At 60.9% G+C, this 24,112-nt stretch carries 24 protein-coding genes and 1 tRNA gene; 13 read left to right on the forward strand and 12 right to left on the reverse strand.

Going from position 1 to position 24,112, the window contains the following annotated elements; all coding sequences use genetic code 11:
- Positions 1 to 111: 111 nt before the first annotated feature.
- From prmC to ACVWXC_RS06630, 3 genes are all read right to left on the reverse strand, one after another.
- Entirely contained in the window at positions 112 to 999 is an 888-nt protein-coding gene (gene prmC / locus ACVWXC_RS06620; protein ID WP_041438671.1) for a peptide chain release factor N(5)-glutamine methyltransferase, read from the reverse strand.
- A gap of 11 nt (positions 1,000 to 1,010) precedes the next feature.
- Positions 1,011 to 1,880: a Tic22 family protein gene (locus ACVWXC_RS06625; protein WP_099884443.1), complete on the reverse strand. Its 870-nt coding sequence runs from the start codon at positions 1,878 to 1,880 to the stop codon at positions 1,011 to 1,013.
- A gap of 455 nt (positions 1,881 to 2,335) precedes the next feature.
- Positions 2,336 to 3,532 carry an ABC transporter ATP-binding protein gene (locus tag ACVWXC_RS06630; protein WP_011431566.1) on the reverse strand — a complete coding sequence of 399 codons (1,197 nt, stop codon included), beginning with the start codon at positions 3,530 to 3,532 and terminating at the stop codon, positions 2,336 to 2,338.
- A 224-nt stretch (positions 3,533 to 3,756) separates the two neighbouring features.
- On the opposite strand from ACVWXC_RS06630, the gene ACVWXC_RS06635 reads away from it, so the two are divergent.
- The 4 genes from ACVWXC_RS06635 (at position 3,757) to apcD (ending at position 7,577) form a co-directional block, all read left to right on the forward strand.
- Complete coding sequence (locus ACVWXC_RS06635) at positions 3,757 to 4,482, forward strand: SDR family oxidoreductase (protein WP_099812698.1); 726 nt, start codon at positions 3,757 to 3,759, stop codon at positions 4,480 to 4,482.
- Positions 4,483 to 4,686: 204 nt separating this feature from the next.
- The gene (folE, locus tag ACVWXC_RS06640; RefSeq protein WP_049749847.1) at positions 4,687 to 5,295 is read left to right on the forward strand and encodes a GTP cyclohydrolase I FolE; all 609 of its coding nucleotides are present in this window, start codon (positions 4,687 to 4,689) and stop codon (positions 5,293 to 5,295) included.
- A gap of 100 nt (positions 5,296 to 5,395) precedes the next feature.
- A complete protein-coding gene (locus ACVWXC_RS06645) occupies positions 5,396 to 6,904 on the forward strand; it encodes a PilT/PilU family type 4a pilus ATPase (protein WP_228375371.1) in 1,509 nt (502 codons plus the stop codon).
- A 187-nt stretch (positions 6,905 to 7,091) separates the two neighbouring features.
- Positions 7,092 to 7,577, forward strand: coding sequence for an allophycocyanin subunit alpha-B (gene apcD, locus ACVWXC_RS06650; RefSeq protein ID WP_011431562.1), 486 nt, complete (start codon positions 7,092 to 7,094; stop codon positions 7,575 to 7,577).
- Between the two features lie 66 nt (positions 7,578 to 7,643).
- Here the strand turns inward: apcD and ACVWXC_RS06655 are convergent, their stop codons facing one another.
- Positions 7,644 to 8,324: a HEAT repeat domain-containing protein gene (locus ACVWXC_RS06655; protein ID WP_099812700.1), complete on the reverse strand. Its 681-nt coding sequence runs from the start codon at positions 8,322 to 8,324 to the stop codon at positions 7,644 to 7,646.
- Positions 8,325 to 8,412: 88 nt separating this feature from the next.
- On the opposite strand from ACVWXC_RS06655, the gene rpsO reads away from it, so the two are divergent.
- The gene (rpsO, locus tag ACVWXC_RS06660; protein WP_011431560.1) at positions 8,413 to 8,688 is read left to right on the forward strand and encodes a 30S ribosomal protein S15; all 276 of its coding nucleotides are present in this window, start codon (positions 8,413 to 8,415) and stop codon (positions 8,686 to 8,688) included.
- A 35-nt stretch (positions 8,689 to 8,723) separates the two neighbouring features.
- Positions 8,724 to 9,158 carry a PAM68 family protein gene (locus tag ACVWXC_RS06665; protein WP_011431559.1) on the forward strand — a complete coding sequence of 145 codons (435 nt, stop codon included), beginning with the start codon at positions 8,724 to 8,726 and terminating at the stop codon, positions 9,156 to 9,158.
- 24 nt (positions 9,159 to 9,182) lie between these two features.
- Here the strand turns inward: ACVWXC_RS06665 and ACVWXC_RS06670 are convergent, their stop codons facing one another.
- From ACVWXC_RS06670 to ACVWXC_RS06690, 5 genes are all read right to left on the reverse strand, one after another.
- Positions 9,183 to 10,385, reverse strand: a complete 1,203-nt coding sequence (locus ACVWXC_RS06670; protein ID WP_457391755.1) for a carbohydrate ABC transporter permease — start codon at positions 10,383 to 10,385, stop codon at positions 9,183 to 9,185.
- Between the two features lie 101 nt (positions 10,386 to 10,486).
- Positions 10,487 to 11,839: an ABC transporter substrate-binding protein gene (locus ACVWXC_RS06675; protein ID WP_457391757.1), complete on the reverse strand. Its 1,353-nt coding sequence runs from the start codon at positions 11,837 to 11,839 to the stop codon at positions 10,487 to 10,489.
- A 153-nt stretch (positions 11,840 to 11,992) separates the two neighbouring features.
- Entirely contained in the window at positions 11,993 to 13,633 is a 1,641-nt protein-coding gene (locus tag ACVWXC_RS06680) for an ABC transporter permease (RefSeq protein ID WP_457391759.1), read from the reverse strand.
- A gap of 61 nt (positions 13,634 to 13,694) precedes the next feature.
- Complete coding sequence (locus tag ACVWXC_RS06685) at positions 13,695 to 14,699, reverse strand: ABC transporter substrate-binding protein (RefSeq protein WP_414402431.1); 1,005 nt, start codon at positions 14,697 to 14,699, stop codon at positions 13,695 to 13,697.
- A gap of 517 nt (positions 14,700 to 15,216) precedes the next feature.
- Positions 15,217 to 15,807, reverse strand: a complete 591-nt coding sequence (locus ACVWXC_RS06690) for a thioredoxin family protein (RefSeq protein WP_457391761.1) — start codon at positions 15,805 to 15,807, stop codon at positions 15,217 to 15,219.
- Between the two features lie 137 nt (positions 15,808 to 15,944).
- Between ACVWXC_RS06690 and ACVWXC_RS06695 the strand changes: the two genes are divergently transcribed.
- From ACVWXC_RS06695 to ACVWXC_RS06705, 3 genes are all read left to right on the forward strand, one after another.
- The gene (locus ACVWXC_RS06695) at positions 15,945 to 16,763 is read left to right on the forward strand and encodes a TatD family hydrolase (RefSeq protein WP_228375368.1); all 819 of its coding nucleotides are present in this window, start codon (positions 15,945 to 15,947) and stop codon (positions 16,761 to 16,763) included.
- 124 nt (positions 16,764 to 16,887) lie between these two features.
- Positions 16,888 to 19,395 (forward strand): sensor histidine kinase, encoded by a 2,508-nt coding sequence (locus tag ACVWXC_RS06700; protein ID WP_457391763.1) that lies wholly within the window; start codon positions 16,888 to 16,890, stop codon positions 19,393 to 19,395.
- A complete protein-coding gene (locus ACVWXC_RS06705; RefSeq protein WP_041438668.1) occupies positions 19,395 to 19,775 on the forward strand; it encodes a DUF309 domain-containing protein in 381 nt (126 codons plus the stop codon). The genes ACVWXC_RS06700 and ACVWXC_RS06705 overlap by 1 nt, the downstream gene beginning before the upstream one ends.
- Before the next feature lie 40 nt (positions 19,776 to 19,815).
- On the opposite strand, the gene ACVWXC_RS06710 is transcribed toward ACVWXC_RS06705, so the two are convergent.
- Positions 19,816 to 20,004 carry a hypothetical protein gene (locus tag ACVWXC_RS06710; protein WP_011431549.1) on the reverse strand — a complete coding sequence of 63 codons (189 nt, stop codon included), beginning with the start codon at positions 20,002 to 20,004 and terminating at the stop codon, positions 19,816 to 19,818.
- Between the two features lie 15 nt (positions 20,005 to 20,019).
- A complete protein-coding gene (locus ACVWXC_RS06715; protein ID WP_240527309.1) occupies positions 20,020 to 20,136 on the reverse strand; it encodes a cytochrome b6-f complex subunit PetN in 117 nt (38 codons plus the stop codon).
- A gap of 106 nt (positions 20,137 to 20,242) precedes the next feature.
- Between ACVWXC_RS06715 and ACVWXC_RS06720 the strand changes: the two genes are divergently transcribed.
- Together ACVWXC_RS06720 and ACVWXC_RS06725 are read left to right on the forward strand one after the other, a co-directional pair.
- The gene (locus tag ACVWXC_RS06720; RefSeq protein ID WP_011431547.1) at positions 20,243 to 20,488 is read left to right on the forward strand and encodes a hypothetical protein; all 246 of its coding nucleotides are present in this window, start codon (positions 20,243 to 20,245) and stop codon (positions 20,486 to 20,488) included.
- Between the two features lie 105 nt (positions 20,489 to 20,593).
- On the forward strand, positions 20,594 to 21,151 hold the full coding sequence (locus ACVWXC_RS06725; RefSeq protein ID WP_457391766.1) for an SRPBCC family protein: 558 nt from the start codon (positions 20,594 to 20,596) through the stop codon (positions 21,149 to 21,151).
- 140 nt (positions 21,152 to 21,291) lie between these two features.
- On the opposite strand, the gene ACVWXC_RS06730 is transcribed toward ACVWXC_RS06725, so the two are convergent.
- Positions 21,292 to 23,256, reverse strand: a complete 1,965-nt coding sequence (locus tag ACVWXC_RS06730; protein ID WP_011431544.1) for a DICT sensory domain-containing protein — start codon at positions 23,254 to 23,256, stop codon at positions 21,292 to 21,294.
- 169 nt (positions 23,257 to 23,425) lie between these two features.
- Here ACVWXC_RS06730 and ACVWXC_RS06735 point away from each other — a divergent pair, with 169 nt between their 5' ends.
- Together ACVWXC_RS06735 and ACVWXC_RS06740 are read left to right on the forward strand one after the other, a co-directional pair.
- Positions 23,426 to 23,869 carry a 2TM domain-containing protein gene (locus ACVWXC_RS06735; RefSeq protein ID WP_099884457.1) on the forward strand — a complete coding sequence of 148 codons (444 nt, stop codon included), beginning with the start codon at positions 23,426 to 23,428 and terminating at the stop codon, positions 23,867 to 23,869.
- Positions 23,870 to 23,963: 94 nt separating this feature from the next.
- A tRNA-Gly gene (locus ACVWXC_RS06740) sits at positions 23,964 to 24,034 on the forward strand.
- The last annotated feature ends 78 nt before the right edge of the window (positions 24,035 to 24,112 follow it).

Here is a 24,112-nt window from a genome sequence, read left to right on the forward strand (position 1 = left end):
CGGTTTTACATACCTAGCCATACCAAGCAGCCATACTGAACATACTGGGCATTATTTTCAGTATAGTCCAGCATATCATTGACTAGAGTCATGCTTTTTCTTCCCAACTTTCTAGCCGACGAAGTGGGCGCTGACCACCCGCTCAATTCCGGCCAAATCCCGGTGGACTTGGATCTGCTGATAGCCGCCTCTGGCCTGCAACTGCTCCGCCACCCAAGGGGCTTGGCCTTGCATCACCTCCACCGCCCAAAAGGAGTTGGGGGCCAAGTAATCCGGTGCTTTTTGAATCAAAAGCCGCAAGTGCACCAGCCCATCTTCCCCGCCATCGAGGGCCTGTCGTGGCTCGTGCAGCCGTACCTCGGGCATGAGGTAGGCCAGCTCCCCGGTGGGGATATAGGGCGGGTTGGAAACCAGGCCACGCAGCCGACCTCGCCAGGGATCCAAAGGCGCAAACCAGGATCCCTGTAACAGCTTCACCCGTTCCTGCAGATGATAGTCCGCCACATTGGCTGCCGCAACGGCCAAAGCCTCTGGGCTCACGTCCACCGCTAGAAGCTGCAACTGGGGATGCCCCTGGGCCAAAGCGATGGCAATGGCCCCGCTGCCGGTGCCCAGGTCGGCAAAAGGGGATCCCGGCGGCAGCAGGTTAGACTGCAACCAAAGGGAGGCTTGCTCCACCAGCAGCTCGGTCTCCGGGCGCGGGATCAACACCGCTGGCGTTACCCGCAAGCTCAAACCTGCCCACTCTACCCTTCCCAGCAGGTACTGCAGGGGGATGCGCTCTGTCAGCCGGCGCCGCCACAGCTCCTCTACCTCCGCCAGCGGATCCCCCTGCAGCGTCGGGGGCCGACCCAGCAAGCGCTCCAACGATCCCCAGCCCAGCCGTTCCCTAAGCAGAAGTTCCACCTCCTGAGGAGGGATGCCGGCGGCTTGCGCCGCCTGCAGAGCCTGGGCACGCCAGGCCAGCAATTGCTGCACCAGCGCAGAGGGGGATCCCATCAGGAGCTAGGTCAACGCCGCTGAGGCTGGGGAGTGGCAGAGCGAATTAACGATTGCACGTACTCCAGCGACGCGCGCGGCGGAATGAAAGCGATCTTCTGCACATCCTCCTGGGCGTCAGGGGCTAACATGCGCTCCACCACGATGGCCAGGGAAGTGACCTCGATCTGGGTTTTGCCGACCACCTCGGGGTTCTGCGCCGCCGCCCGGTCTAAAGCCCCCTTCAGGTCGTTGCGGTCGAAGAAGAAAGGCACCACCTCCTGGCCATCCTGCTCGATGGTCAGCAACCCCTCTCCCGAGCGGCCATAGAACAGCGGCACGCCGATCACTTCCGGCGGCACCTCCTGACCCGTTTCTTTCAGCACTTGCTTGGCCGCCTCCACATCAGCAGCCCGAGGCACCACCTCAAAGTACAGATTGCTATTCTTGGCCCGCTCTTCTTCCGACTTTTCGTAGGCGTAGCCCAAGGGAATGGGCACCACCTGGGCTTGCTGGCCCACCTCAGGGTTCTTGGCTTTCACCTGATCCAACGCTTGCTGGGCTTGGTTCTGATCCAGCCAGAAAGAAGCCACCTGGATGGTGCGACCCTCCCGCTCTACGTTAGCGACCACAGGGGTGCCGTTCTGAGACACAATGGCAAAAACCGGCACCAGATTCAGCCGCTCCGCCACTTCTTGACGACTCATGGGGGCTGCCACTGCCTGAGTCGAGAGGGGCCCCCCTTGAGCAAAAGTAGGAACTCCCCCCCAGATCACCCCCGCCAACCCCAGCAGGAGGGTGCTGCGAACTGCCGCTACGAACGCGGCCCGCCCGCCTGCCTGAGCTCTACGGCGGCAGAGGGATCCCAAAAGCGGCACTGCATTACCGCGCATCATTTTCATCTCTACTCCTGGCATCACGCCTTGTCTTCGTTGCTATTGGGTCAGATCCCTGAAACACTAACCGACGACCTCTGCCCAAGAGGAGCTGACCAAGCTCACCTTGCTCAACACAGCTCAGGCTGGCCATGCGGCGCACTCTTGGGACTTTGGGGACAGCGCCTGGCGAAGCTGGCCCTTGCTGACACTACGCCCCTCTACCCTTTTTGACGAGCGCCCCCTGGGCCACCCTAGAAGGCAAGGTTAAAGCATTTGCTCAACCCCTGTCGAGGGGTAAAGCCCTCGTTTTGGGTGGGGATCCCGCATCACCTCCTACTATATACGGAGTCTAGCAAAGCGGATCCACACCAAATACAGATAGCCCCTCCATCCTCTGGCTGTAGAGTCTGGGCTGAGAAGGCAGGATCCTGGGAACGCGGCAGCGGCGTGGGGCGCCTGGGCTGAGGGCAAAGATCCCATCAGGCAAAGCTTTTGCTTCCCGATCCCGCTACTGACTGAGGTTCCGAAATGGGAAACAGACGGCCCTGCTCGACGGTAACTTGAACCCGCGTGCCCACCGGCAAAGCTTCCCGCGCCAGGGCGTGCAATTGCTTGCCCGTCTCTGTAACCAGACAATAGCGATACTCTCGCCCCAGAAACTGTCGATCCCGAATGGTAACTCTCCCCTGGGGATTGGGATGCAGACGTAACTCCTCCTGCCGGATCATCAGCTCTCCCTGGCGCAGATGGGGATCGGGCTGATCCCTCAAAGCCTGAAATGGGATGTGCAGCAGCCCCTCAGCTTGCCAACCGAACTCCCGCCGCTCACAGCGAAGAAAGTTGGCCTGGGCGATGAATTCCGCCACAAAGCGGGTAGCCGGCTCCCGATAGACTTCCTCCGGGGATCCCCATTGCTCAATACGCCCTTCCCGCATCACCGCCACCCAATCGGAAAGGCAGAGAGCCTCCTCTTGGTCGTGGGTAACGAAAATGGCCGAGGTCTGGGTTTGCTTGAGGATTTTGCGGATTTCTTCCCGCAAGTAGTAGCGCACCTGCACATCCAAGTTGCTCAACGGCTCATCCAAAAGGATTAGGCTGGGCTTGGGGGCCAGAGCTCGGGCCAGGGCCACCCGCTGCTGCTGCCCGCCTGAAAGTTCATGAGGATAGCGGTGGGCGTAGTCCTCTAGACCCACCAACCGCAACACCTCGTCAGCCCGTTCCCGCGCCTGTTGGGCAGCGCCTCCCACCTCAGCCGAGGAGGAGCGACTGCCGCCCCCCGCTGCCGACGCGAACAGGGCAGTGGGCCGGAGGCCAAACATCACATTGGCCAACACATCCAAGTGGGGAAACAGGGCAAAATCCTGAAACACCAGCCCCACCCCCCGCCGCTCCGGTGGGATCCACTGCCCCTCCCCGGCCACCACTCGCCCCCCCAGCAGGATCCGCCCGCTGTCTGGCTGCTCAAAGCCGGCAATGGTGCGCAATAAAGTGGTCTTCCCACAGCCCGATGGGCCGACAATCCCCAGAATGTCTCCCTGGGGCAGGCGAAACGCCACTTCCTGCAAAACCAACTGCCGCTGGCCGGGAAACCCCTTGCTGATGTGCTCAACCTCAAGAATGTAGGGAGAGTCCGTCCGGGCAGCGGTGGACGTCGAGGAAATCAAAAACTCGGCCATGATCGTTGTTGCAAAAGATTTTCACTATCTTTACCAGACTACCATACCTCAGATCCTTCCCGGCCCGACGCCAGTCAGCTAGAGGGCGGCGGAGAGGGATCGATGCCAGTCTTTCCTGTTTGCTTGGAGGGGCAGGCAGGAATTAGTGTTACACTGGGTTAACGGAGTTTCCCAGGCTCTGGTGGCGCTTATTCTCGACGGCGCATCCCAGAGTTTTATTGTGGATGAGTTTTGAGACCCAGTTTCCCGAACGTGCCCTGATTACGGGGGCCAGTCGAGGGATCGGCAAAGCAGTGGCCCTAGCCCTAGCTCGGCAGGGGGTGGCAGTTGCTCTGGTGGCCCGTTCCCATCCCGATTTGCTGGGGGTACAGGCGGAGATCCAGGCAAAGGGAGGAAAGGCGGAGGTTTTTCCCATCGACTTGGCCGACTTAAGAGCCCTGCCGCAGCGGTTGCAGGCTCTCCTGGATCAATTTGGTGTTTGTGATGTCTTGGTCAATAACGCCGGCATAGCCCATGTCGGGCCTTTGGCCACCTTATCTTTGTCCGATTGGCAGCGGGTGATCGACTTGAACCTGACGGCAGCTTTTCTCTGTGCCCAAGCCGTCCTGCCGGCGATGCGCCGGCAGCGCTGCGGCACGATTGTCAACATTATCTCCATTGCGGGCAAGCGAGCCTTTCCCAATTGGGGGGCTTACTGCGCCAGTAAGTTTGGCCTGCTGGGCTTTTCTCAAGCCCTGGCCGCAGAGGAACGGCAGCATGGCATTCGGGTGACCAGCCTGTGTCCCGGAGCTGTGGATACACCTCTTTGGGATACAGTTCAGGTCGATTTCGACCGTTCCAAAATGCTCTCGCCGGAGTGGGTGGCGGACTTGATTGCCCACATCGTTCGCCTGCCCAAGGGTGCTGTGGTGGAAGATCTGACCCTCATGCCGGCAGCAGGGGCCTTTTAGGCCGGGCTGGAGCTGGCTTTTCCTGTAACGGCCTTTGTGACTGAGCTTTTGAGGAGATCTGCCTGCACCGCCTCCCTCGACAAGTTCCTTCAACCCTTCGTTCAACCCAAGGAATATCCTGCTATGACTCTTGCCAAGCCTGGATCCGGTGCCGAGTTTCGACTCAACGACAAAGCCAACCTGAAGTCTCGCCTTGTCCGAGATCTGTCCCATGCGGCGGGGCAAGAGCCCGAGGGCTCAGAGAGCCTGGATCCGGCGATGGTAGCGGCAGTGGAGACGTTGCTGCGGGGAATTGGGGAGGATCCGCAGCGGGAGGGCCTCAAGAAAACGCCGGAGCGGGTGGTGGCCGCCCTGAAATTTTTGACCAGCGGCTATCGGCAGTCCCTGGAAGATCTCATCAACGGCGCCATCTTCGACGAGGGCCACGACGAGATGGTGCTGCTGCGGGATATTACTTTGTTCAGCCTCTGCGAGCACCACCTCTTGCCCTTTATCGGCAAGGCCCATGTTGCCTACATCCCCCGCCAAAAGGTGGTGGGCCTGAGCAAGATCGCCCGCATTGTCGAGATGTACTCCCGCCGCCTGCAGGTTCAGGAGCGCCTTACCCGCCAGATCGCGGAAGCTTTGATGACCATGCTGGATCCCTATGGGGTGGGGGTGGTTATCGAGGCTACCCACATGTGCATGGTGATGCGGGGGGTGCAAAAGCCGGGCTCTTGGACGGTCACCAGCTCGATGGTGGGGGTGTTCCAGGAGGATCCCCGCACGCGGGAGGAGTTTTTGAGCCTCATTCGCCACCCGTCCAACCTTTAAGGATGCCGCGGCGCTTTGCCGGCAAGAAAGCTAATCCTCTGCTCTGGCTGGGCATACTAGCTTAAAATCGACGCAGATCCTGCCAGAAGCGAGGCCTGTTATGAGCGAGGTTAGCCCCGAAAATCAATTTCCCACCGACTTAGACTCCGGTTGGAAGCCGCCGACCCCGCCTGTTATCCAGCGCCCCGCGCGTGCGGCCGCGCAAGCGCCCTCGGCAGAACCCCCAACCCAGCTAGATCCGGTGCTGGGCAGGGCTGCTCCTCCCCCTGTCGGGAGCGGATCCCGTCCTGTCCCCAGCGCCCCCAAGCCCATCTTGGGCCGGCCCGTCCCCCCAGATGTGGCCGTCGCCCCCCCGCAGACGCCGGTGCCCATGCCGGGCCCTGCCACTCCCCCGCAGATGTCTCCGCCCCCTCCAGCTCCTGCTGCCCGGCCTCAGGTGTCTCCCCCCAGCCCCGGTTCGGCTGCTCCGCCTTTTGGGCCGCCGGCTCGCCCCACGGCTGCTGGACGGATCCCGGTGGCCGCCGCTGCTCCTAAGTCTGCCCCCGCTGGACCGACGCTGCGCCAACTGGTGCAGGAAGCCTACGAAAAAGGCTACTCGGATATTCACCTGGGGGTGGGAGAGGTGCCCCGTTTCCGGGATCGGGGGCAAATTGTGATAGGCAACTACCCGGTCACCACCACCGAGGTGTTCTATAGCTGGCTGCGGGAAAGCCTGCCGGAGAACCAAATCCGCCAGTTTGAGGAGTGCCTGGAGCTGGATACCGCTATCCAGTACGAGGGCTTGGTGCGCTGCCGGGTTAACTGCTTTGTTTCTCTGCTAGGGCCTGCCATGGTGCTGCGCCTGATCCCGCTCAAGATCTTGACGCTGGAGCAGTTGCGGGCGCCGGAGGTGCTCAAGCGCATTGCCGAGGAGCACAAGGGCCTGGTACTGGTGACAGGCCCCACCGGCTCCGGGAAGTCCACAACCCTGGCGGCGATGGTGGACTACATCAACTCCAACTTTGCTAAGCACATCATCTCGATTGAGGATCCCATCGAGTTCGTCCACCAGAGTAAGAAATCGCTGGTGCGGCAGCGGGAGGTCGGCATCCACACCCTGGAGTTTGCCAACGCCCTCAAGGCTTCGCTGCGGGAAGATCCGGACATCATCCTCATCGGGGAGATGCGGGATCGCGAAACCGTGGATACGGCTCTCAAGGCCGGCCAGACGGGCCACCTGGTGTTTGGAACCCTGCACACCAACAGCGCCGTCCGCACCATCGAGCGTCTCTTGGGGATCTACCGGCCAGAGGAGCAGGAGCCAATGCGTCTGCAACTGGCCGAGACTCTAGTAGCAATTATTGCCCAGACGCTGGTGCGCACCACCGACGGCAAGCGCACCGCTGCCCACGAGATTATGCGCAACACCGATGCCATCCGCGACTACATCAAACGGGGTGCCGTGGACGAGATCGAGGAGCTGATTGCCGACGGCTCCTACGAGGGGATGTGTACCATGAACCAGTCGCTGTTTCGGCTCTACCAAGAGGGGCGCATTACAGAGGAGGTGTGTCTGGAGGCGGCTCCGCGGCGCAACGAGATGGCCCAATGGCTGCGGGGGCGCATCTGAGGTCGCTGCCCCGCAGGGTGGGTGCTTGAGGGAAAGCTCGCCCTATCCTAAACTGAGAGCAAGCGGCAAGGCTGGCTTTCTGGGCCATATTCTCATCTCCTGAGCCGAGCTTTGGCTTGCGGGATGGGTGCCGGATTGGTGAACAAATTGAATTGAAAGCAAGTTAGCAAACAGGAGAATTCCTACCGTGAGCGTGATCAACCAGATCATCGAGACCGCGGACGACCAACTGCGCTATCTCTCCGTCAGCGAACTGCAAGCTATCAAAGATTACATGAGCAGCGGCGAGAAGCGTTTGCAGATCGCTCAGGTGTTAACTGAGAACAAAAAACGCATTATCGATCAGGCGCAGAAGCAGCTATTTGCCAAGCGACCCGAATACATACAACCCGGCGGCAATGCCTACGGCGAAAAGCGCTATAACCAGTGCCTGCGGGACTACGACTGGTATCTCCGCCTGGTGACCTATGGCATCATTGCCGGCAGCAAAGAGCCGATCGAGTCCATCGGCTTGATAGGGGTGCGGGAGATGTACAATGCCCTCAACGTGCCCATTGCCGGTATGATCGATGCGATCGTGTTCTTGAAGGAAGCAGCCCTCAGCCTGCTGGATCCGGACTCCGCCGCCGAGGCTGCCCCCTATTTCGACTACATCATCAATGCCATGAGCTAGCTCGCCTCTCTTGAGGAGGGAGGCCGGTCTGGGCGGTGGAGAGGCAAGCTTTGGTGGTCTTGCTGCCTACAGAGATGCCAGGGCGGTGCGGGCGTGGGCGGCCACCTGCTCTTGGGGATCCTGGGCCAGCCGGGTTAGGCCGGGGCGGGCGGCTTCGGTGCCGAGCTGGGCTAGAGCAATGCAGACGCGGTAGCGCAACTGCCAATCGTCCGAATCGATGAGGGGCTCCAAATGGGGGATGGCCCGCGGATCCCCTAGATCTCCCAGGGCAGCGGCAGCGGCTGTTGTTAGCAGCTCGTCTCCTTCCTGTAAAACCTGCACTAGGGTGTCGAAGGCGGCGGGGTTGCCCAGCTCGCCCAGCGCGGCGACAATGCTAAAGCGCACCAGCCACTCCGTCTCTCGCCGGTAAGCCTCTAGCAGATCGTCTAGGGCCTGTGGCTGCTTCAGATCCCCCAGGGCGGCGGCGGCGGCAGCCCGCACATCGAACTCGGGGTCCTCTCGCAAAAACTGTCGCAGAATCGGCAAAAGGGCAGCCGGGTCGACACCTGCGCCGGAGAGGGTGCCCAATTGGCTAATGGCGGCATAGCGGACGCGGGCATTCTCGTCGGTTACAGCTCGCTGCAACAGCGTCAAGGCTTCGGTCGCGGGGAGCTCTCTGGCCTTGTTGACGGCGCGCAGCCGATCCCCCAAGTTCTGAGAGCTCAACAGCTCCAGCAAGGCCGGCAGATCCCCAGAAGTTGTCGTCATCTCCTTTTCTCCCCCTAACCCGGCTATAGCAAAGGACGAAAAGCCGATGTTATCATTCTGAGGCAGTGCATCCAGTTTTTGTGAACTTATGGCCTTACTGCAGCAAGAGAAGCAGGAGATTATCGAGACCTACCGACTTCACGACACTGACACCGGCTCTGCCGAGGTACAAGTTGCTCTTCTAACCAGCCGTATCAACCAACTCTCGCAGCACCTTCAGAAAAACCCGAAAGATTTCAACTCGCGCCGCGGCCTAATGATGATGATCGGTCGGCGTAAGCGGCTGCTCAACTACATTGCCAAACGTTCTCCCGACCGCTTCCGGGAGCTGGCCGAACGGTTGAACATTCGGGTGAAAAAGTAGGCAGCTAGCTAAATCACTGTCGGAGAGCTACCTTCGTGGGCAAGTCCAGCCGCTATTCCAAAGCCTCCCGCCGCCGCTCCAGCTCTACCCCTGCTCAGGTGGAGACGCAACCGACCCAAAGAGAGCCGGTTGCTGTCATTCCCCCTGAGGTCAGCCGGCGTATGGTGCGGCGGATCTTGGTCTTTTCCGGGATCCCTTCTGGCCTTGGCTTGAGCAGCTTTTTTGTCAATTACTATCTCTTAACCAACCATGTGATAGCCCTGCCCCCCTACTTTACTTTGGTGGAGTCGCTGGCCTTTTTCGGCCTTGGCTTTTTGGGCATTAGCTACGGCGTGTTCTCGGCTTCTTGGGATCCAGAGCCGGGATCCCTGCTGGGGATTGACGAGTTCCGCCGCAACCTAGGCAATGTTTTCAAGCAATGGCGCGAGTTGTCTGACCCTTCTAAGCCGTCGGAAGCTGACGAATCCTAGATTTTGCTCTCTCCCCCAGCCCCGTTATCCCCCATACGTTACATTCCGCTCGGTGGTGCGGAATTGCAGGATCGTCAGCCCCACCACAATGAGAAACAGGACGATGGATTGCGCGGCAGCCCTGCCCAAATTGCCAGAAGACACTCCAATTTTGTAGATCTCGTAGATCAACACCGAGGTGGATCCGGAAGGGCCCCCAGCAGTCAGCAAGTCAATGGTGCCAAAGATATCGAAAAACGCATAGGTCATGTTGGTAATCACCAAAAAGAAGGTGATGGGAGAAAGCAGCGGTAGGGTGATGGCAAAAAAGCGACGCACTGCCCCGGCCCCGTCGATGGCAGCCGCTTCCAGCAAATCCTTGGGCAGGTTTTGCAGGCCGGCAAGGTAAAACAAAATGTTGTAGCCCATCTGCTTCCAAACGCTAGCAAAGATCACCACCCAAGGGGCCAAGTTGGGATCGCTGAGCCAGTTTAAACGGGGGATCCCTACTAACCCCAGCAAGTAGTTGGCTACGCCGCCCAAGGGGTTGAAGATAATGAAAAAGATGATACCGGCCACTGCTGGCGAAATGGCGTAGGGCCAGATCAGCAAGATGCGATAGATTGCCGCCCCGCGGATGGGCTGGTAGGCCAGCGTGGCAATCAACAGGGATCCGCTCAGCCCCAACACCACGATGGCCGCCGAAATGGCGAAGGTAATCCCCAGGCTGCGCAGATAGGTGGCATCCGTCAGCAGAGCGGTAAAGTTGTCCACACAGACGAAGCGGCTGCGCGGCGCGCCCACAAAGGTGAGCAGGGTGGAGAGGCGCAGGGTATCCAGCCCTGGATAGTAGAGAAACACCACCAAAATGGCGAAGGTGGGCAACAAGAGCAGCCAGGCCAGCCACCCCTGCTTGAAGATACCCCTCTCTTGGGGAGCTGCACTGGGGATCCCCAGGCGGCGCTCCCGCTCCTTGCGGATCCAGGCCAGCAGCGGCCAGAGGGGGATGGCCATGCCCGCCAGCACCAGCCCCACGCCAAAGGCCATGTCGATGGCCTTGCGCTCCGGCTCAAAAGTGCAAAAATCCAGCGGCACCATGAAGATCAGGGATCCCAACCCTCCTGCCAGCCCCCCCAGAGCCGCCCCCAGCAGCACAGGCCGCTCGATGCGCCGAAAACGGGATCCCACCCAGAGGGCCCCCGACAACCCCGCCAGCAGCGGCAGCAGCACTTGGATCCATTTCCCCATGTTCTCTCTCCCATCCAACCTTGCAAAAGCCAAAAAGGGGCAGGCCGCCGCCCACCCCCCATCCTCAGATTTTGCTTTGCTGTAGCCCAGCTCCTGACCAATTACTGATAGAGGGAGTTGTACTCGGCCAGAAGCCGGTTGGCAGTCTCGTTGGCCCTGGCCATGGCTTGGGCCGGATCCCCGCCCTTGAGCATGAGATCTTCCATGGTCTGGGTTACCACATTGCGAATCTCAGGAAAGGCTCCCAGCAACGCCCCACGGGTGGCAGGAGTGACCTTGGAGTTGTTGATTTGGTCGATAGCAGTGAAGAAGTTGGGGTTTTCCTTGAACCAGCCCTTCGACTCCAGCAAGGCTACCGAGCTTTTGCGAATGGGCAGATAGCCGGTCACTTGGTGCCATTCGGCAGCATTTTCGGTGTTATTCAGCCACAACATGAAGGTCAGCGCCCCCTCTTCCACCTCTTTGGGCAGATCCTTCACCAACCAAAGGCTGGCGCCCCCGATCAAGTTCCCCGTCCAACCCTTGTCGGCGTTGTAGGGCATGCGGGTGGTGACCAGCTCGATGTTGTTCTGCTTGGCGGCGTTGGTGATGTTGGCCGCGTCGGCGCTGCTGGTGATGGCCATGGCGACGGTGCCGGTTTGGATGGCTTGCTCCGTGGCCGCCCAATCGCGCTGCTTGCCGCTGTAGATGTAGTAGCCTTTGTCATACATCCCTTTCCACCAGGTGGCGATAGCCACCGAGGGCTGCGAGTCCAAAAAGACCTGGGTGGCCCGGGCGGCACGGCCATTTTCGTTGTTGGCCAAGAGAGCATCTTGCTGCGCCATCCACTGCTCGTAAAACCAGCCGTGGTTGGGCCAGGTGACGCAGCCCTGGGGAGCGTCGGGAAGCGCCATGATCTTCTCACAGGCGGCTTCTAGCTCCTGCCAGGTGGCCGGCGGCTTCTCGATCCCGGCCTTCTTCAAAATGGCGGTGTTGGAGTAGAGGATGGGGCTGGAGCTGTTCCAGGGCATGGAGGTGAACTTGCCATCCAGGGTGTAGTAGCTCACCACCGGCTCGATAAAATCCTCGAAGTTCACCGGGATCCCGTTCACTTCGGTGCGGTTGCCCAGCGCCTCGGCGATGGACTTGAAGTAGCCGAAATCCCGTGCCCGTTGGGTGCCCACCTCAAACCACTGCACCACTGCCGGAGCGGCTTTTTGTTGAATAGCGAGGTCGGTGGCCTGTTGAATTTCTTCGTAGTTGCCGTAGCCCTCAACAGTTACATTGTATTGAGGAAATTGCTTGTTGAACTCTGCCGCCTTTTGACGGGCCCAATCGAGACGGTTATCGGTAAAGGCAATCCAAACTTTGACGTTGGCAGGAGACTGGGCAAAGCTGTCAGCAGCCAGGAAGGCAGCACCAGCGGCAGCCGCCAGGCCGGCCAGAGCAGCCAGGAAAGTCCGACGGGTATTCATAATAAAATGCAGTCGCATCCACTAAGGGCAGGACTGATACTAGCGCAGCGACATTAAGAGCAGGTTATAAACCGGGGATCCTGAAGGGGCAACCCATCCGTCGCACCACCACCATCGACCCCCATCCGTGAAGGATCTGGTGGGATCCCCTGCTTAAGGCTGCCCAACCTGCCGCCGCAGCGCCTGGATCCCGGCAGCCAAGCCAAAGAGAACGAGTACCAGCAGGGTGCTCAGAGCTGCTGCCTGGTGGGTGTAGCCCCCCTGTTGCAAGCCAAAGATGAGCCACCCAAAGGTTTCTGAGCGGGAGGTGACCAAGAGGGCGGAGAGGGTCAGCTCGGCAAAAGATTGCAAAAACACCAGCAACACCGCTGCTGTCAAGGCCGGTGCCAGCAGGGGCAGCAGGATGTAGCGAAAAGTTTGCAGCAGGGAGGCCCCGTCGATGCTGGCCGCCTCCTCCAGGCTGGTGTCCAGGCTGCGCCAAGCAGCTTGCATCGGTTGCAGCGCCAGGGCCAAGAACCGCCCCAAGTAGGCCATCAGGATCAGCCACAGGGTGCCGTAGAGGCTCAGCCCCGGCAGGGGAGGGGGCAACCACACCAAAATGAGGGACAACGCAAAAATCAGGCCCGGCAGGGCATAGGGCAAGTCCACAATGAAGCTGAGCAGCGCCAGCAGCCGTGCTTTCAGCCGGGTCAGGGCGTAGCCCAAGATCGTCGCCATCCCGCTGCAGAGCAGCGCTGCTCCTCCCGCCAAACCCAAACTGTGCAGCGTGGCGCGGCGGGCCCGCTCCAGCTCAAACAGAACCAGCCGGAAATGCTCCAGCGTCAGGTTAGACCAGACCAAGGGCAGGCCATAGGCCCGCAGCAGGGCAGTTGCAGCCATGGCCAGCAAAGGCCCAAGGATGACCAGCAAGGCTGCGGCAAAGAGGATCCCGCTGAGCAGCCAACCCAGCCAGCCCAAGCGATAGGGATCCGGAGGGGCCTCGCCCGGATCCAGCCCCGCCTGAGGCTGCTGTGACCAGGCCAAAAAGAAGAGGGCCGGCAGGCCAAAGAGCAACGCCAGCGCCGCGCTGCGCCCAAACCCATCCCCGCCGAAGTTGATCACCTCTTGGTACAGCAGGGTGGGCAAAGTCAGGTAGCGTCCTGGGATCCCCAGCAAGGCCGGGATCCCGAAATTGCCCCAGGCCCCCAAGAAGGCCAGCGCCGCTGCTGCCGCCACAGAGGGCCGCAACAGGGGCAGCGTGATGAAGAGCCAAACCTGCAGCAGGTTGGCCCCATCCAGTTGGGCCGCCTCCTGAGCTTGCTTGGAGAGCCGGCTCAAGCCCGCCACCAGCGTCAGGTAGGCAATTGGCAGCACAAAAAGAGCCAGCAGCAGGATGATCCCCCCCGGCGTGTAGAGGCTCCACAGGGATCCCTGACCCCCCAAAATCCAGCGCAGCCCCTGCTGCAGATAGCCCACCGGCCCAGCCCACTGGATCCAGGCCAAGGCCAAAACCTGGGGCGGAATCACCAGAGGAGACAAAAAGAGCAGCCGTAGGATCCCGCGGCCCGGCAGATCCGTCTGGGTGGTGAGCACCGCCAGCAGCAGAGCGGCCCCAAGAGCCAGCGCCGCTGAGGCCGCGGACACCCAAAGGCTATGGCGTAGCGCCAGATGGACGCGAGGCGTTTCCAGCAACCAGCGGATGTTCTCACCTTCGCCGCCCAAGGCCCGCTGCAGCAGCCTCCAGAGGGGATAGACGTGGGTCAGAGTCACAAGGGCGGCTACAGCCACCAGCCAGGGGATAATGGGGTGCCTCAACCCTTTGCTCAAGTCCTTCCACCGCAAGACTTGGCCAGCGTCTGGCCAGCTTGATGTCAACCTATTCCCCAAACAACTTGGCAAAGCGAGCCTTGTCGGCCTCGCGGCTCTCGGCCAACTCCGTCGCCGGCACGCTTAAGATCTTCAGCTCGCTCAAGGCGGGGAACCCTTTCGGAGGTGTGACATCCTGCCGCAGTGGCATATAGCCCATCCCTGCAGCAACCTCCTGCCCCTTCTGAGACAGCAAGAAGTCCACAAAAGCCTGGGCAGCTTCCAGGTTGGGCGTTCCTTTTACAATTCCCACCGGCTCTGTAATCAATGGCACACCCTCCTTGGGATAGACCACCTCCACTGGGGATCCCTCGTTGCGGCTGCGAATGGCAAGAAAGTCCACCACCATGCCGTAGCTCTGTTCGCCACTGGCGACGTTGCGGGCGACAGCGCCATTGCCCTGCACCAGCACCGTTTTGTTCTTTTTCAGGGCTTCGTACCACTCCCAGCCCAGGCCGGGGGTGCGTGTGATCACCCCCAAATTGTAGGCGGCAGCACCCGAATAGGTGGGGCTGGGCATCACCAGTTGGCCTTCCGGAACCTGGGCTAGGGCCGCCCAGCTATCCACGGGCTGGGCTTTGGCCGTGTTGTAAACGATCACCGTGGCCAGGATCTTGGTGCCGAAATAGTGGCAGTCTGGATCGTAGTAGGTGGCGGCGATGGCCTTGGCTTCAGGGCTGCAGTAGGGCTCCAGCAAATTGCGGGATTTCAGCAACTCAAAAGTAGGCGCATCGGCCACCAGCAGCACATCAGCCTGGGGACTACCCTTTTCGGCTTCCAGCAAAAAGCGGCTGATCACCTCCTCGGTGCCGGAGCGAAAGATCTCCACCGAAACCTCTGGATAAACTTCCCGAAACGCAGCCACGGTTTTCTGAGCATCTGCATCGGGTTGGGAAGTGTACAAACGCAAGGTGCCGGACGGCTTGGCCCAGGCTGGGTTCAGGGATCCCCACCCAAGGGGCTGGGCAAAAACCAGGCTCCAGAGTACCGCCAACAAAGGTAGAGGACGCTTCATCGTTTTCCCTCGCTTGAGAGCTTGACCTGGACTCCGCTACCAACTTGCCAAAGGCAAAGGCATTTTCGGATTTCAGATCGCGTCCAGATCGCGACAGTGAAAATCCACTTCGACCTTCGCCCCCTGCAATTTTTGCCTTTGGCAAGAGTCAGCCATCGCTAAACTACCCCAGGAAGATTAACCCGAGGTTATCTCTGGATTCATCGAGGATGTTGAGATTCTCCCCGCGGCTACAGCTTGCCTTTGGAGTCCTTTCCGGTTTGTCAGAGTTAGTTCTGCGCCCTGGGCTACCCAGAACTTGCGGCTGATGCCGCAGCCCCCTGGGAGAGGGGAAAACCCTGGGCGCCGCCGCAGGCAAAAACCCTAGCTTCAAGGCCTGCAGCCTGCTGGCACAAAGGAACCCGGAACTGCCCTGGCTACTTTTTCCGCAGATTCCCCCAAGCCCACCCCTACTAGAGGCGCCCGGCGGGCTTGGCTGGCCGGTCGGCTCAGGCTTTCCCAAGGGTTGCTGGCGAATTTAGGCTTGCTTGAAATAGTCGGGCTCATTGCCGGGTTTCCACTTGATGTTGCAGCCGAGGCTGGGCTTTTGGTCGGGATCGATGGGCTTGCCCGCCAGCAGGTTATCCAGCGCCGCCCGCAAATCTTTGCCCGTCACCGGCACATCCGGCAGGCTGGGGCGGCTGTCGTCCAGTTGGCCGCGGTACACCAGCTTGCGCTCCGCGTCGAACAAGAAAAAGTCGGGGGTGCAGGCCGCCGTGAAGGCCTTGGCCACCTCTTGGCTTTCGTCGTAGCAAAACGGGAAGGTGAAGCCCAAGCTCTCGGCCATCTTCTTCAGGTTCTCGGGGCTGTCGTCGGGGTATTTCTCCACGTCGTTGGCGCTGATGGCTACAATGCCGACGCCGCGATCCTTATAATCTCTGCCAATGCGGGCCAGCTCCTCTTGCACATGCTTCACATAGGGGCAGTGCTGGCAAATAAACATCACCAACAGGGCCGGCTTGTCGGCAAAGGTGGAGAGGGAAATGGTTTGGCTGCTCACCACATCGGGCAGGCTGAAGTCAGGGGCAGGGGTGCCCAGAGGCAACATGGTCGAGGGAGTACGGGCCATAGCAAACCTCCAGCGTAAGGTTTCCTCAATCATCATGGATCATCCTGCTCCTCCCGCAGCAGCCCCCACCCCAAGCAGGCCGGGAACCGCTTTTACAATTGGATAGAGTCCGCAACATTTGGTTCGGGAGCTGAGCCTTGAGCACCGCCGTCTTGCCCGCTGCCCCCCTCGTGGATACCCACGTCCACTTGAACTATCCCGATTTTGCCGAAGATCTGCCGCAGGTGGCCGAGCGCTGGCGCCAGGCCGGGATCCAGCAACTGGTGCACTCCTGCGTAACGCCGGCGGAGTTTCCCCAATTGCAGGCCATTGCCGACCAGTATCCGGAGGTGTTTTTGTCGGTGGGGCTGCACCCTCTGGAGGCGCGCCAGTGGCAGCCGGATCTGGCCGAAAAGATCGCCCAGTTGGCCGCCGGCGACCCCCGAGTGGTGGCCATTGGGGAGACAGGCCTAGATTTCTACAAGTCCGACCCGGCCGATGTGGAGCGGCAAACAGAATCCTTCCGCGCCCACATTGCCCTTGCCCAGGAGCAGGATTTGGCTCTGATCGTCCATTGCCGCGAGGCGGCAGCAGCCACCTACGAGATTTTGAGGGAGGCCATGGCTGCCAGGGGGCCGCTGCGGGCGGTGATGCACTGCTGGAGCGGATCCCCGGAGGAGACGCGACTGTTTGTGGAGCTGGGCTGCTTCATCAGCTTTAGCGGCATCGTCACCTTTAAGAACGCTGAGACGGTGCGCCGCTCGGCCCAGGAGGTGCCTCTGTCCCAGCTTCTGGTGGAAACCGATTGCCCTTTCCTGGCCCCCACCCCCTTCCGCGGCAAGCGCAACGAGCCGGCCCATGTGCAGCGGGTGGCCCAAACCCTGGCGGAGCTGTTGCAGATCCCCTTGCAAGACCTGGCCCGACAGACCAGCCAAAATGCCGCCCGCCTCTTCCGCCTGCCTCAGCCCCCCTTGTGAAGAAGGGTGGAGAACTTTTGGCATTTTTTAAGCTTTTTACTTGGGGCTCTCTAACTTCCCGGCAGGGGGCGCTATCGTGAAAGAGGAGGTGTAGCTTCCAATACTTTTGCACTCCCCTATAGCTATGGAAACCTTGGCCCCTGCAGCCTGCGCCAGCCGGGATGTCCTCATCAACCGCATTACCCACCAGATCCGGCAATCCCTGGAGCTGGATCAGATCCTGAGGGCAACGGTGGAGGAGGTGCGCGCCTTTTTGGGCACGGATCGGGTCAAGGTATACCGCTTCGACCCGGAAGGCCATGGGACGGTGGTGGCGGAAGCCCGACAAGCCGAGCGGTTGCCCTCCCTCTTGGGCCTATCGTTTCCGGCGGGGGATATCCCAGAAGAGGCGCGGCAGCTGTTTCGCCTGGCCCAGGTGCGGGTGATCGTGGATGTGGAGGCCCAGACCCGCTTCCTCAGCCAGCCGGAGTCGCTGGGCCACTTTGCCCAGGCCCGGCCTTTGCCCCTGGGCGAGGTGCCGCAGCGGCTGGTGGATCCCTGCCATGCCCACTACCTCAAGTGCATGGGGGTGGCCTCCTCCCTGGTGGTACCCCTCCTGCATCACCAGCAGTTGTGGGGGCTCTTGGTCTCCCACCACGCCGAGCCCCGCTCCTACTCTGCCGAAGAGCTGCAGGTGGTGCAGTTGGTGGCGGATCAGGTGTCGATTGCCATTGCCCAGGCGGAATTGCTGGAGCAGGCGCGGCAAAAGGCGCAGCAGGAACGTTTGATTAACCAAATTGCGGCGCTGGTGTACTCGCCGCTCCACCCCGAGACCACCTTGACCACTGTGCTGGAGCAGCTTACCGCCGGCCTCCAAGGGATCGGGGCGCGGCTGCGCATCCGGTTCCTGGGCCTGGACACCCTCTGCCACCATGGGATCCAGCCGCCGGCAGGCTACGACGCCTGGCTGCAGGAGCAGGTGGGAAGGCCCAAGACAGCAGGAAAGGGGGTGAAGACGTGGTCGCTTTCCCAGTTGGAGAAGTGGCCAGAACTGCAGGCCCAGCTGCAGCAGACGCCCATTCGCGGGCTGCTGGCGGTGCCGCTGGTTTGGAACGAGCAGCTGGTGGGCTGGCTGAGCGTCTTTCGCGGCGCCCTCTGCCAAGAGACCCACTGGGCCGGCTACCGCTGGCCCGCCCAAGGGGAAGGTGGGGAGGATCCCCGTCAAGAACTGCCGTTGATCTCCTTTGCCGCTTGGCGGGAGCTGAAAGTTGACGAGCCCAAGGCCTGGTCGGCCGCGGAGCTGGAGCTGGTCGGCCGCGCTGCGGTGCACCTGGCCCTGTCGATTGCGCAAAACCAGCTCTACCGGCAGTTGCAAGATCTCAACGCCCGTCTGGAGCACGAGGTAGAGGAGCGGACGGCGGCCCTGCAGCGCTCTTTGGCCATGGATGCCCTCTTGCAGCGGGTTACCGACCAGGTGCGCAGCAGCCTAGACGAAGCCCAGATCCTGCGGGCGGTGGTGCAGGAGTTGGCGCTGGGGCTGCCCATCCAAGGCTGCGATCTCTGCCTCTACGAGGGAGCAGCCGGCCAGGCCACCGTGCGCTATGAATACACCGCCGCCCTGCCGCCCGCCGGCGGGATCACCCTAACCCTGGCCGACTACCCAGATCTCTACCGACAACTGCAAAGGGGGCAGGCGGCGCAACTGTGCCATCTGCCGGGGCAAAGCTGGATCCCACGGCGGGAAGGGCTGACGCTTTTGGTTTGCCCGCTGCGGGATGACCAGGGGGCGTTGGGCGATCTGTGGTTGGCCAAGGCGGCAGCCGAGTGCTTTGATACCCTGGAGATGCAGGTGGTACAGCAGGTAGCGGATCACTGTGCCATCGCCATCCGCCAGGCTCGCCTCTACCAGGCCTCGGTGCAACAAATCAGCGAGCTGGAGCGCCTCAACCGCCTCAAAGATGATTTTTTAAACACCGTCTCCCACGAGCTGCGCACCCCCATCACCAACATGAAAATGGCCATCCAACTGCTGAAAATGGCCCGCACCCCCCAAAAACGGGAGCAATATCTGCAAATCCTAGAGCAGGAGTGCGAGCGCGAGGCGGAATTGATCAACGATCTGCTGGATCTGCAGCGGTTGGAGCAGGGATCCAAACCCCTTCATCTTGAAGAAGTGTCCCTGGCCGCCTGGCTGCCCACTGTGCTGCAGCCCTTTGTGCAGCGGGCCGAGGCCAATCAGCAACAGTTGCAGTGGCAGATTGACCCGAAGGTGGGCAAGGTGGTGACGGATCAGGCCGCCTTGACGCGGGTGGTACAGGAGCTGGTCAACAACGCCTGCAAGTACACCCCGCCTCAGCACCGCATCACGGTGACGGCGCGCCGCCTCAGCCCTGAACAAGTGCAAATTCGGGTGGTCAACGAGGGGGTGGAGATTCCCCGCAGCGAGTGGGAGCGCATCTTCGAGAAGTTCTACCGCATCCCCAGCGGGGATCCCTGGAAGCGGGGCGGCACCGGCCTGGGGCTGGCTTTGGTTAAGCAGTGGATGCAGCGGCTGGGGGGCTGCGTCTCTATAGAAAGCGGCCAGGGCAAGACGTGCTTTACCCTGGTGTTGCCGCAAGGATCCCTGCCTGGGCAGACCTCTTGCACCGCGTGATGGGCGATTGCGATTTGGAAGCGCTGCAACGGGCGGTTGAGCAATTCAACCGGGGGGAATTCTACGCCTGCCACGACACCCTGGAGGCCCTGTGGATGGAAGCGGTGGATCCGGAGCGGCGCTTCTACCAGGGGCTGTTGCAAACCGCCGTGGCCTACTACCACCTGCAAAACGGCAACCGCCGCGGCTGCATGATCCTGCTGGGGGAGGCCAACCGCAAGCTGGCCGACTTTCTGCCCACCTACGCTGGCTACAACCTGCAAGCTCTCTGGGAAGCCAACCAGAGCCTCCTGCAAGAGCTCTCTTGCCTCCAGCCTGAGGATCCCTTGCCCCCGGTAGCCTCTCCTACTCTGAGGGTTGTTGGCGGTAAGCCCGATTGAGATGAGAAACTTCTTGGCCCCTCTCCCAGAACCCCAGGAGCTAGCGACGCTTGGAGCGGCGAGCCTGCCGTTCTGCCTCGTTGCGCCGCCGCCGATCCCGCCAGTCGATAAAGGTGATGTAGCCAACGCCCACCGTTACAGCCGTCAAGAGCAAAAAGATGCTCCCATACGCAAGGCGGGCCACCCAGGGCAAGTCGGTTTCCATAGAGCCAGAGGTAGCGAAGGACAAGGGGGATGCTTGGGGCTACATGCCGTTACGGCCCCAAACCACGAAGGCAATGGAAAGGGCGAAGAAAGCCGCAACGGCAACCCAGCCAAAGGTGATGATGTCCATAGGTCTAGCCAAGCAAAGAAGGCTCATCGGGGTGATCCCATTTTACGGGATGGGATCCCCGGCGCATCTACAACAGGGCTCGACTGGGTAGATTAAGGTCAGAGGCCAAAACCCAAGCCAAAGGGAGGACGCGATGGTACTGGAGACCCTGCCGCTGGTGGCCGCGGTGGCCATCGCCATTTTTGTGCTGGTTTTCTGGGTGCGGGTGGTTCGGGAGGCCATCTGGACGGCGGTGGGGATCGTGGTCCTCCTGGCCGTGCTGTACGTGGTCTTTAGAATTGGCCCGCGGCAGGTGTTGCAGGAGCTGCGGGATCCCTTCGCCTTTTTGGAGCAGGTGTGGCAGGTGATCGTCGCCTGGTTCCGGGCCTTTTTCCCCTAGCGCGTTGTCCCCTATACAATTCCTCGTACAATGGACTGGGCTTAGGTTGGGGCTGCCGGCCCTTCCCCTTTGTTCTGCAACCCTGACGCGCTTCGATTGCTGGCCATGCCTTCCGACTCCGCACAGGATCCCCAAAGCCTCCCAGACCCTGCCCCGCAAGACGGGATCCCAGTTCCCGAAGACATCCAAGTGGAGGTGGAGGACTTGGGGGATCGCCGCCGCCAAGTGCGAGGTTGCGTCTTGATCCCGGTGGAGCGGCAGCGGGTTTGGCAGGTTTTAACCGATTACGACCATCTGGCGGAGTTTGTGCCCAACTTGGTGGAAAGCCGCTTCCTCGGCAGCGAGAACGGCCGCAAGCTGGTACGCCAGGTGGGATCCCAAAAGGTTCTCTTTGCCCGCTTTTCGGCGGCAGTGGTGCTGGCCATTGAGGAAATCTTTCCCCACCAGCTTCGCTTCCAAGAAATAGAGGGGGACTTTCTCCTTTTCGAGGGGTTTTGGGGGCTGGCCGAGTGGCTAAACCAGCAAACTTTGCTCACCTACCACCTGCAGGTGAAGCCGCCGCGCCGCATGCCGGTCGGCCTGGTGGAACGGCGCATCTGCCGAGACTTGGCCTTCAATCTCCAGGCCATTCGGGAGCGCTGCCTGAGTTTATACTCCCAATAGGGCGTGCCATCCCTCACCCCCAGCCCCTCTCCCTTTGGGAGAGGGGAGCTATGCGGCAACCTGATTTGTTGGACATTCGCGGTTTGCATTTGCCGGCTGGGATCCCAGCTCATCGCAGCAGCCTGGCAGCCCCCCACTTTTCAGGCGGCCATCGAGGGCTGAGTCTGGGTTCGTGGGTTTGCTATCGGCAGGGTGAAGTGGAAGGCACTGCCCTGGTTGATCCCCGGCGATTCGGCCCAGATGCGCCCCCCCATCGCCTCAACGATCAGCCGGCAGATGGCCAGCCCCAAACCCGTCCCGCCCACGGAACGGCGCAGGGATCCCTCTGCCTGGTAAAACCGCTCGAAGATGGCTTGCAACCGCTCCGGCTCAATGCCTCGCCCGCTGTCGGCCACAGTAAATCTCACCATCGCTTCTCCAGGTTCGCCGGCTGGTGGCTCCACCTCTGCCCGGATCCAGATCCGCCCGCTGGGAGGAGTAAACTTGCAGGCATTGTCCAACAGCTTGCGCAACACTTCCACCAGCCACTCGCCATCTGCCCTGACCATCGGCAGCCGTTTGGGCAGCGCCTGCTCGATGGTGGGTAACTCCTCGTGCCGTCGTCGCGCTTTCACGTTGCTCAGGGCCAGCTCCACGCATTCTTGGGCAGACAGCGGCTCAATATGCCAGCGAACGCGACCACTTTCCAGCTTGGAGAGGGTGAGAAAATCCTGCACCAGCTCCCGCAGCCGACCGGCATCCTGCAGGGCCGCATTCAACATCTCCTGGCGCCTCTCCAAGGGCATGTCGGGGTCGCCGGCCAAAGACTCCAGACACACTTGAATGGTGGACAAAGGAGTGCGCAGCTCGTGCCCGATCACGGCAATCAGCTCCGACTTGGCCCGATCCAGAGCCTGCAACTGGCGATTCAGCTCTTCCAGGTGCTGATAGGCTTCTGCCTGCAGGAGGGCTACTCCTACCTGGTTGGCAATGGCTTCCGCCAGCTCCAGGGTGGCCAGCTGCCAGCGGCGGGGGTGTTGGTGGTGCAGCTCCAATAGGCCCAGCAACCGCCCCTGATAGAGAATCGGCATGGCCACCCAAGCGCGAATTTGCGCCGCCTGCCACAGCTCCGGCACTTGCTGCAAGCGCGGATCCTTTTGGGTGTCCTCGCAACACACCAGTTGGGCCGAGGCCATCGCCTCCTGCAAAAAAGGGTTGCTTGGCACGGGCCAGAGGGATCCCTTGAGGCTGCCCATCGTCAGGGTGTGATACTCGTGATCGATCTGGACAGCAGGAACCTGACCGTCGTAGCGGTAGATCAAACAGCGCCCCACCTTCGCTGCCTGACCCAATTCCTGAACGGCAATGGTCAGGATATCGCCGGGATGCAAAGACTGGCGAATGGCGCTGCTGATGCGGTTGATCAAGTGTTCTTTGCGCTCTTGAGCTTGAATGGTGCGATAGGCCCGCTGCAGCTTGTATTGCCCTACCTGGAGATAGGTGATCAGCCGCTCCGTAAAAGGGCCGGGGTTCAGTTGGCTGTCAGCATCCTGGGGAGCTCCTTCGAGGTACTGGCGAACCGGCTCCAGGCGAGGGGCCAGATCCGGACGGTAGCCAAGGATCTTCGGCAACAGAGCCAAAGCCGCCTGGGCAGTGACGGAGCGATCAAATGACCAGATGCCATCGAATTGGCGGGCCGCATCCATGTCGCTGCCCTGCCAGGGCCGCTCCCGACACACCAAGCAGGTGGCATAGTGGGCGTCGATAACGATCAAATGCCACTCCTGCGCCAGCGGATCCTCCGGATCCAGGGGGATAAAGTCAGGGGGCAGGTCGGCCTGAGCCCCATCGGGAGCAGCCAACACAAACACATCTTGGGCAACCGCGCCGATGCGACGGTAGCGCCGCGCCTCCTGGCGGTAGTAGCGCTCCTTTTGAAAATTGGCGAACACCCACGGGGATCCCTGACCTTGCAACACCTGATCCTCGATGGCGTGGCTAAGGGCAACCAGAGAAGACTTGAAATAAAGTTGCGGGCGCAGATGGGGCAAAGCCTCCAGCAGATCGCTCAATAGGGAAGTCCGACTCTGACGGCTCTGGCGGGATCTAGGGCGGGTAGAAGTCATAGCCCTATTGGCAAGTTCGGTTGGCAAGGAGTAACTTAGCCGTGGAGAAAGCGCCTGGCGGGCTGGCCTAGGTTTAGTCTAGCGGTTGGGTTCTGCAGCAAGGCGAACTTAACGAGCTGCAAGATCTGGCTAACTTGGGCTAAGAATTGTAAGGTTGTGTGTAGACCCAATGTCGGGATCCCGGTACAGCCAAGAGGACGTGCAACAAATTCTCCAGCGGGCCATGGCCCGCCAGCCGCGTCTGGGCGAGTTTACCCGCGCCCAACTGCAGGAGATGGCCGCCGAACTGGGGATCTCCCCCCAAGAGCTGGATCTGGCCGAACAGGAATGGAAGGCTTGGCAAGAGCTGAACAGCCAACATCGCGAATTCCAGCGCTACCGCCGCCGGCAGTTTTACCAGTTGCTGGGGCGATATGCAATTGTCAACAGCTTTCTGCTGGGCTTGGACTGGCTTTCCGGCGGAGGGCTATCCTGGTCGCTGTTTATACTCATGGGCTGGGGCTTGACAGTTTCCCTCAAAGGCTGGAACGCCTATCAAACGGAGGGTGAACGCTACGAAAAGGAGTTTCAGCAGTGGCAAAAGAAACGCCAGAAGAAGCTTCAGCGTCGATGAGTAGCATCTCGTCTCTCTGCTTTGAGCGGCGATGGTCTTAGAAGGAGACTGCCGGCAGATGCTAGTATAGGTAGCTGCAGAGGCAAATGCCTGTGCGGGCGTAGTTTAATGGTAAAACCGCAGTCTTCCAAACTGCTGTTGACGGTTCGATTCCGTTCGCCCGCTTCCAGCCACCCAAAGCCATAAACCCGCTCCAGATAAGCACTTCCAGCCTTAAACTGCAGTTGAGTTTGGGGTCAGAAA

Source organism: Thermostichus sp. OS-CIW-20 (assembly GCF_054061455.1).

Coding starts and splice junctions, on each gene's coding strand:
- prmC (WP_041438671.1), bottom strand. CDS start 999: ATGGGATCCCCCTCTGCGCTGGTGCAGCAATTGCTGGCCTGGCGTGCC.
- ACVWXC_RS06625 (WP_099884443.1), bottom strand. CDS start 1,880: ATGAAAATGATGCGCGGTAATGCAGTGCCGCTTTTGGGATCCCTCTGC.
- ACVWXC_RS06630 (WP_011431566.1), bottom strand. CDS start 3,532: ATGGCCGAGTTTTTGATTTCCTCGACGTCCACCGCTGCCCGGACGGAC.
- ACVWXC_RS06635 (WP_099812698.1), top strand. CDS start 3,757: ATGAGTTTTGAGACCCAGTTTCCCGAACGTGCCCTGATTACGGGGGCC.
- ACVWXC_RS06645 (WP_228375371.1), top strand. CDS start 5,396: ATGAGCGAGGTTAGCCCCGAAAATCAATTTCCCACCGACTTAGACTCC.
- ACVWXC_RS06655 (WP_099812700.1), bottom strand. CDS start 8,324: ATGACGACAACTTCTGGGGATCTGCCGGCCTTGCTGGAGCTGTTGAGC.
- rpsO (WP_011431560.1), top strand. CDS start 8,413: ATGGCCTTACTGCAGCAAGAGAAGCAGGAGATTATCGAGACCTACCGA.
- ACVWXC_RS06670 (WP_457391755.1), bottom strand. CDS start 10,385: ATGGGGAAATGGATCCAAGTGCTGCTGCCGCTGCTGGCGGGGTTGTCG.
- ACVWXC_RS06675 (WP_457391757.1), bottom strand. CDS start 11,839: ATGAATACCCGTCGGACTTTCCTGGCTGCTCTGGCCGGCCTGGCGGCT.
- ACVWXC_RS06685 (WP_414402431.1), bottom strand. CDS start 14,699: ATGAAGCGTCCTCTACCTTTGTTGGCGGTACTCTGGAGCCTGGTTTTT.
- ACVWXC_RS06690 (WP_457391761.1), bottom strand. CDS start 15,807: ATGGCCCGTACTCCCTCGACCATGTTGCCTCTGGGCACCCCTGCCCCT.
- ACVWXC_RS06700 (WP_457391763.1), top strand. CDS start 16,888: ATGGAAACCTTGGCCCCTGCAGCCTGCGCCAGCCGGGATGTCCTCATC.
- ACVWXC_RS06705 (WP_041438668.1), top strand. CDS start 19,395: ATGGGCGATTGCGATTTGGAAGCGCTGCAACGGGCGGTTGAGCAATTC.
- ACVWXC_RS06715 (WP_240527309.1), bottom strand. CDS start 20,136: ATGAGCCTTCTTTGCTTGGCTAGACCTATGGACATCATCACCTTTGGC.
- ACVWXC_RS06720 (WP_011431547.1), top strand. CDS start 20,243: ATGGTACTGGAGACCCTGCCGCTGGTGGCCGCGGTGGCCATCGCCATT.
- ACVWXC_RS06725 (WP_457391766.1), top strand. CDS start 20,594: ATGCCTTCCGACTCCGCACAGGATCCCCAAAGCCTCCCAGACCCTGCC.
- ACVWXC_RS06730 (WP_011431544.1), bottom strand. CDS start 23,256: ATGACTTCTACCCGCCCTAGATCCCGCCAGAGCCGTCAGAGTCGGACT.
- ACVWXC_RS06735 (WP_099884457.1), top strand. CDS start 23,426: ATGTCGGGATCCCGGTACAGCCAAGAGGACGTGCAACAAATTCTCCAG.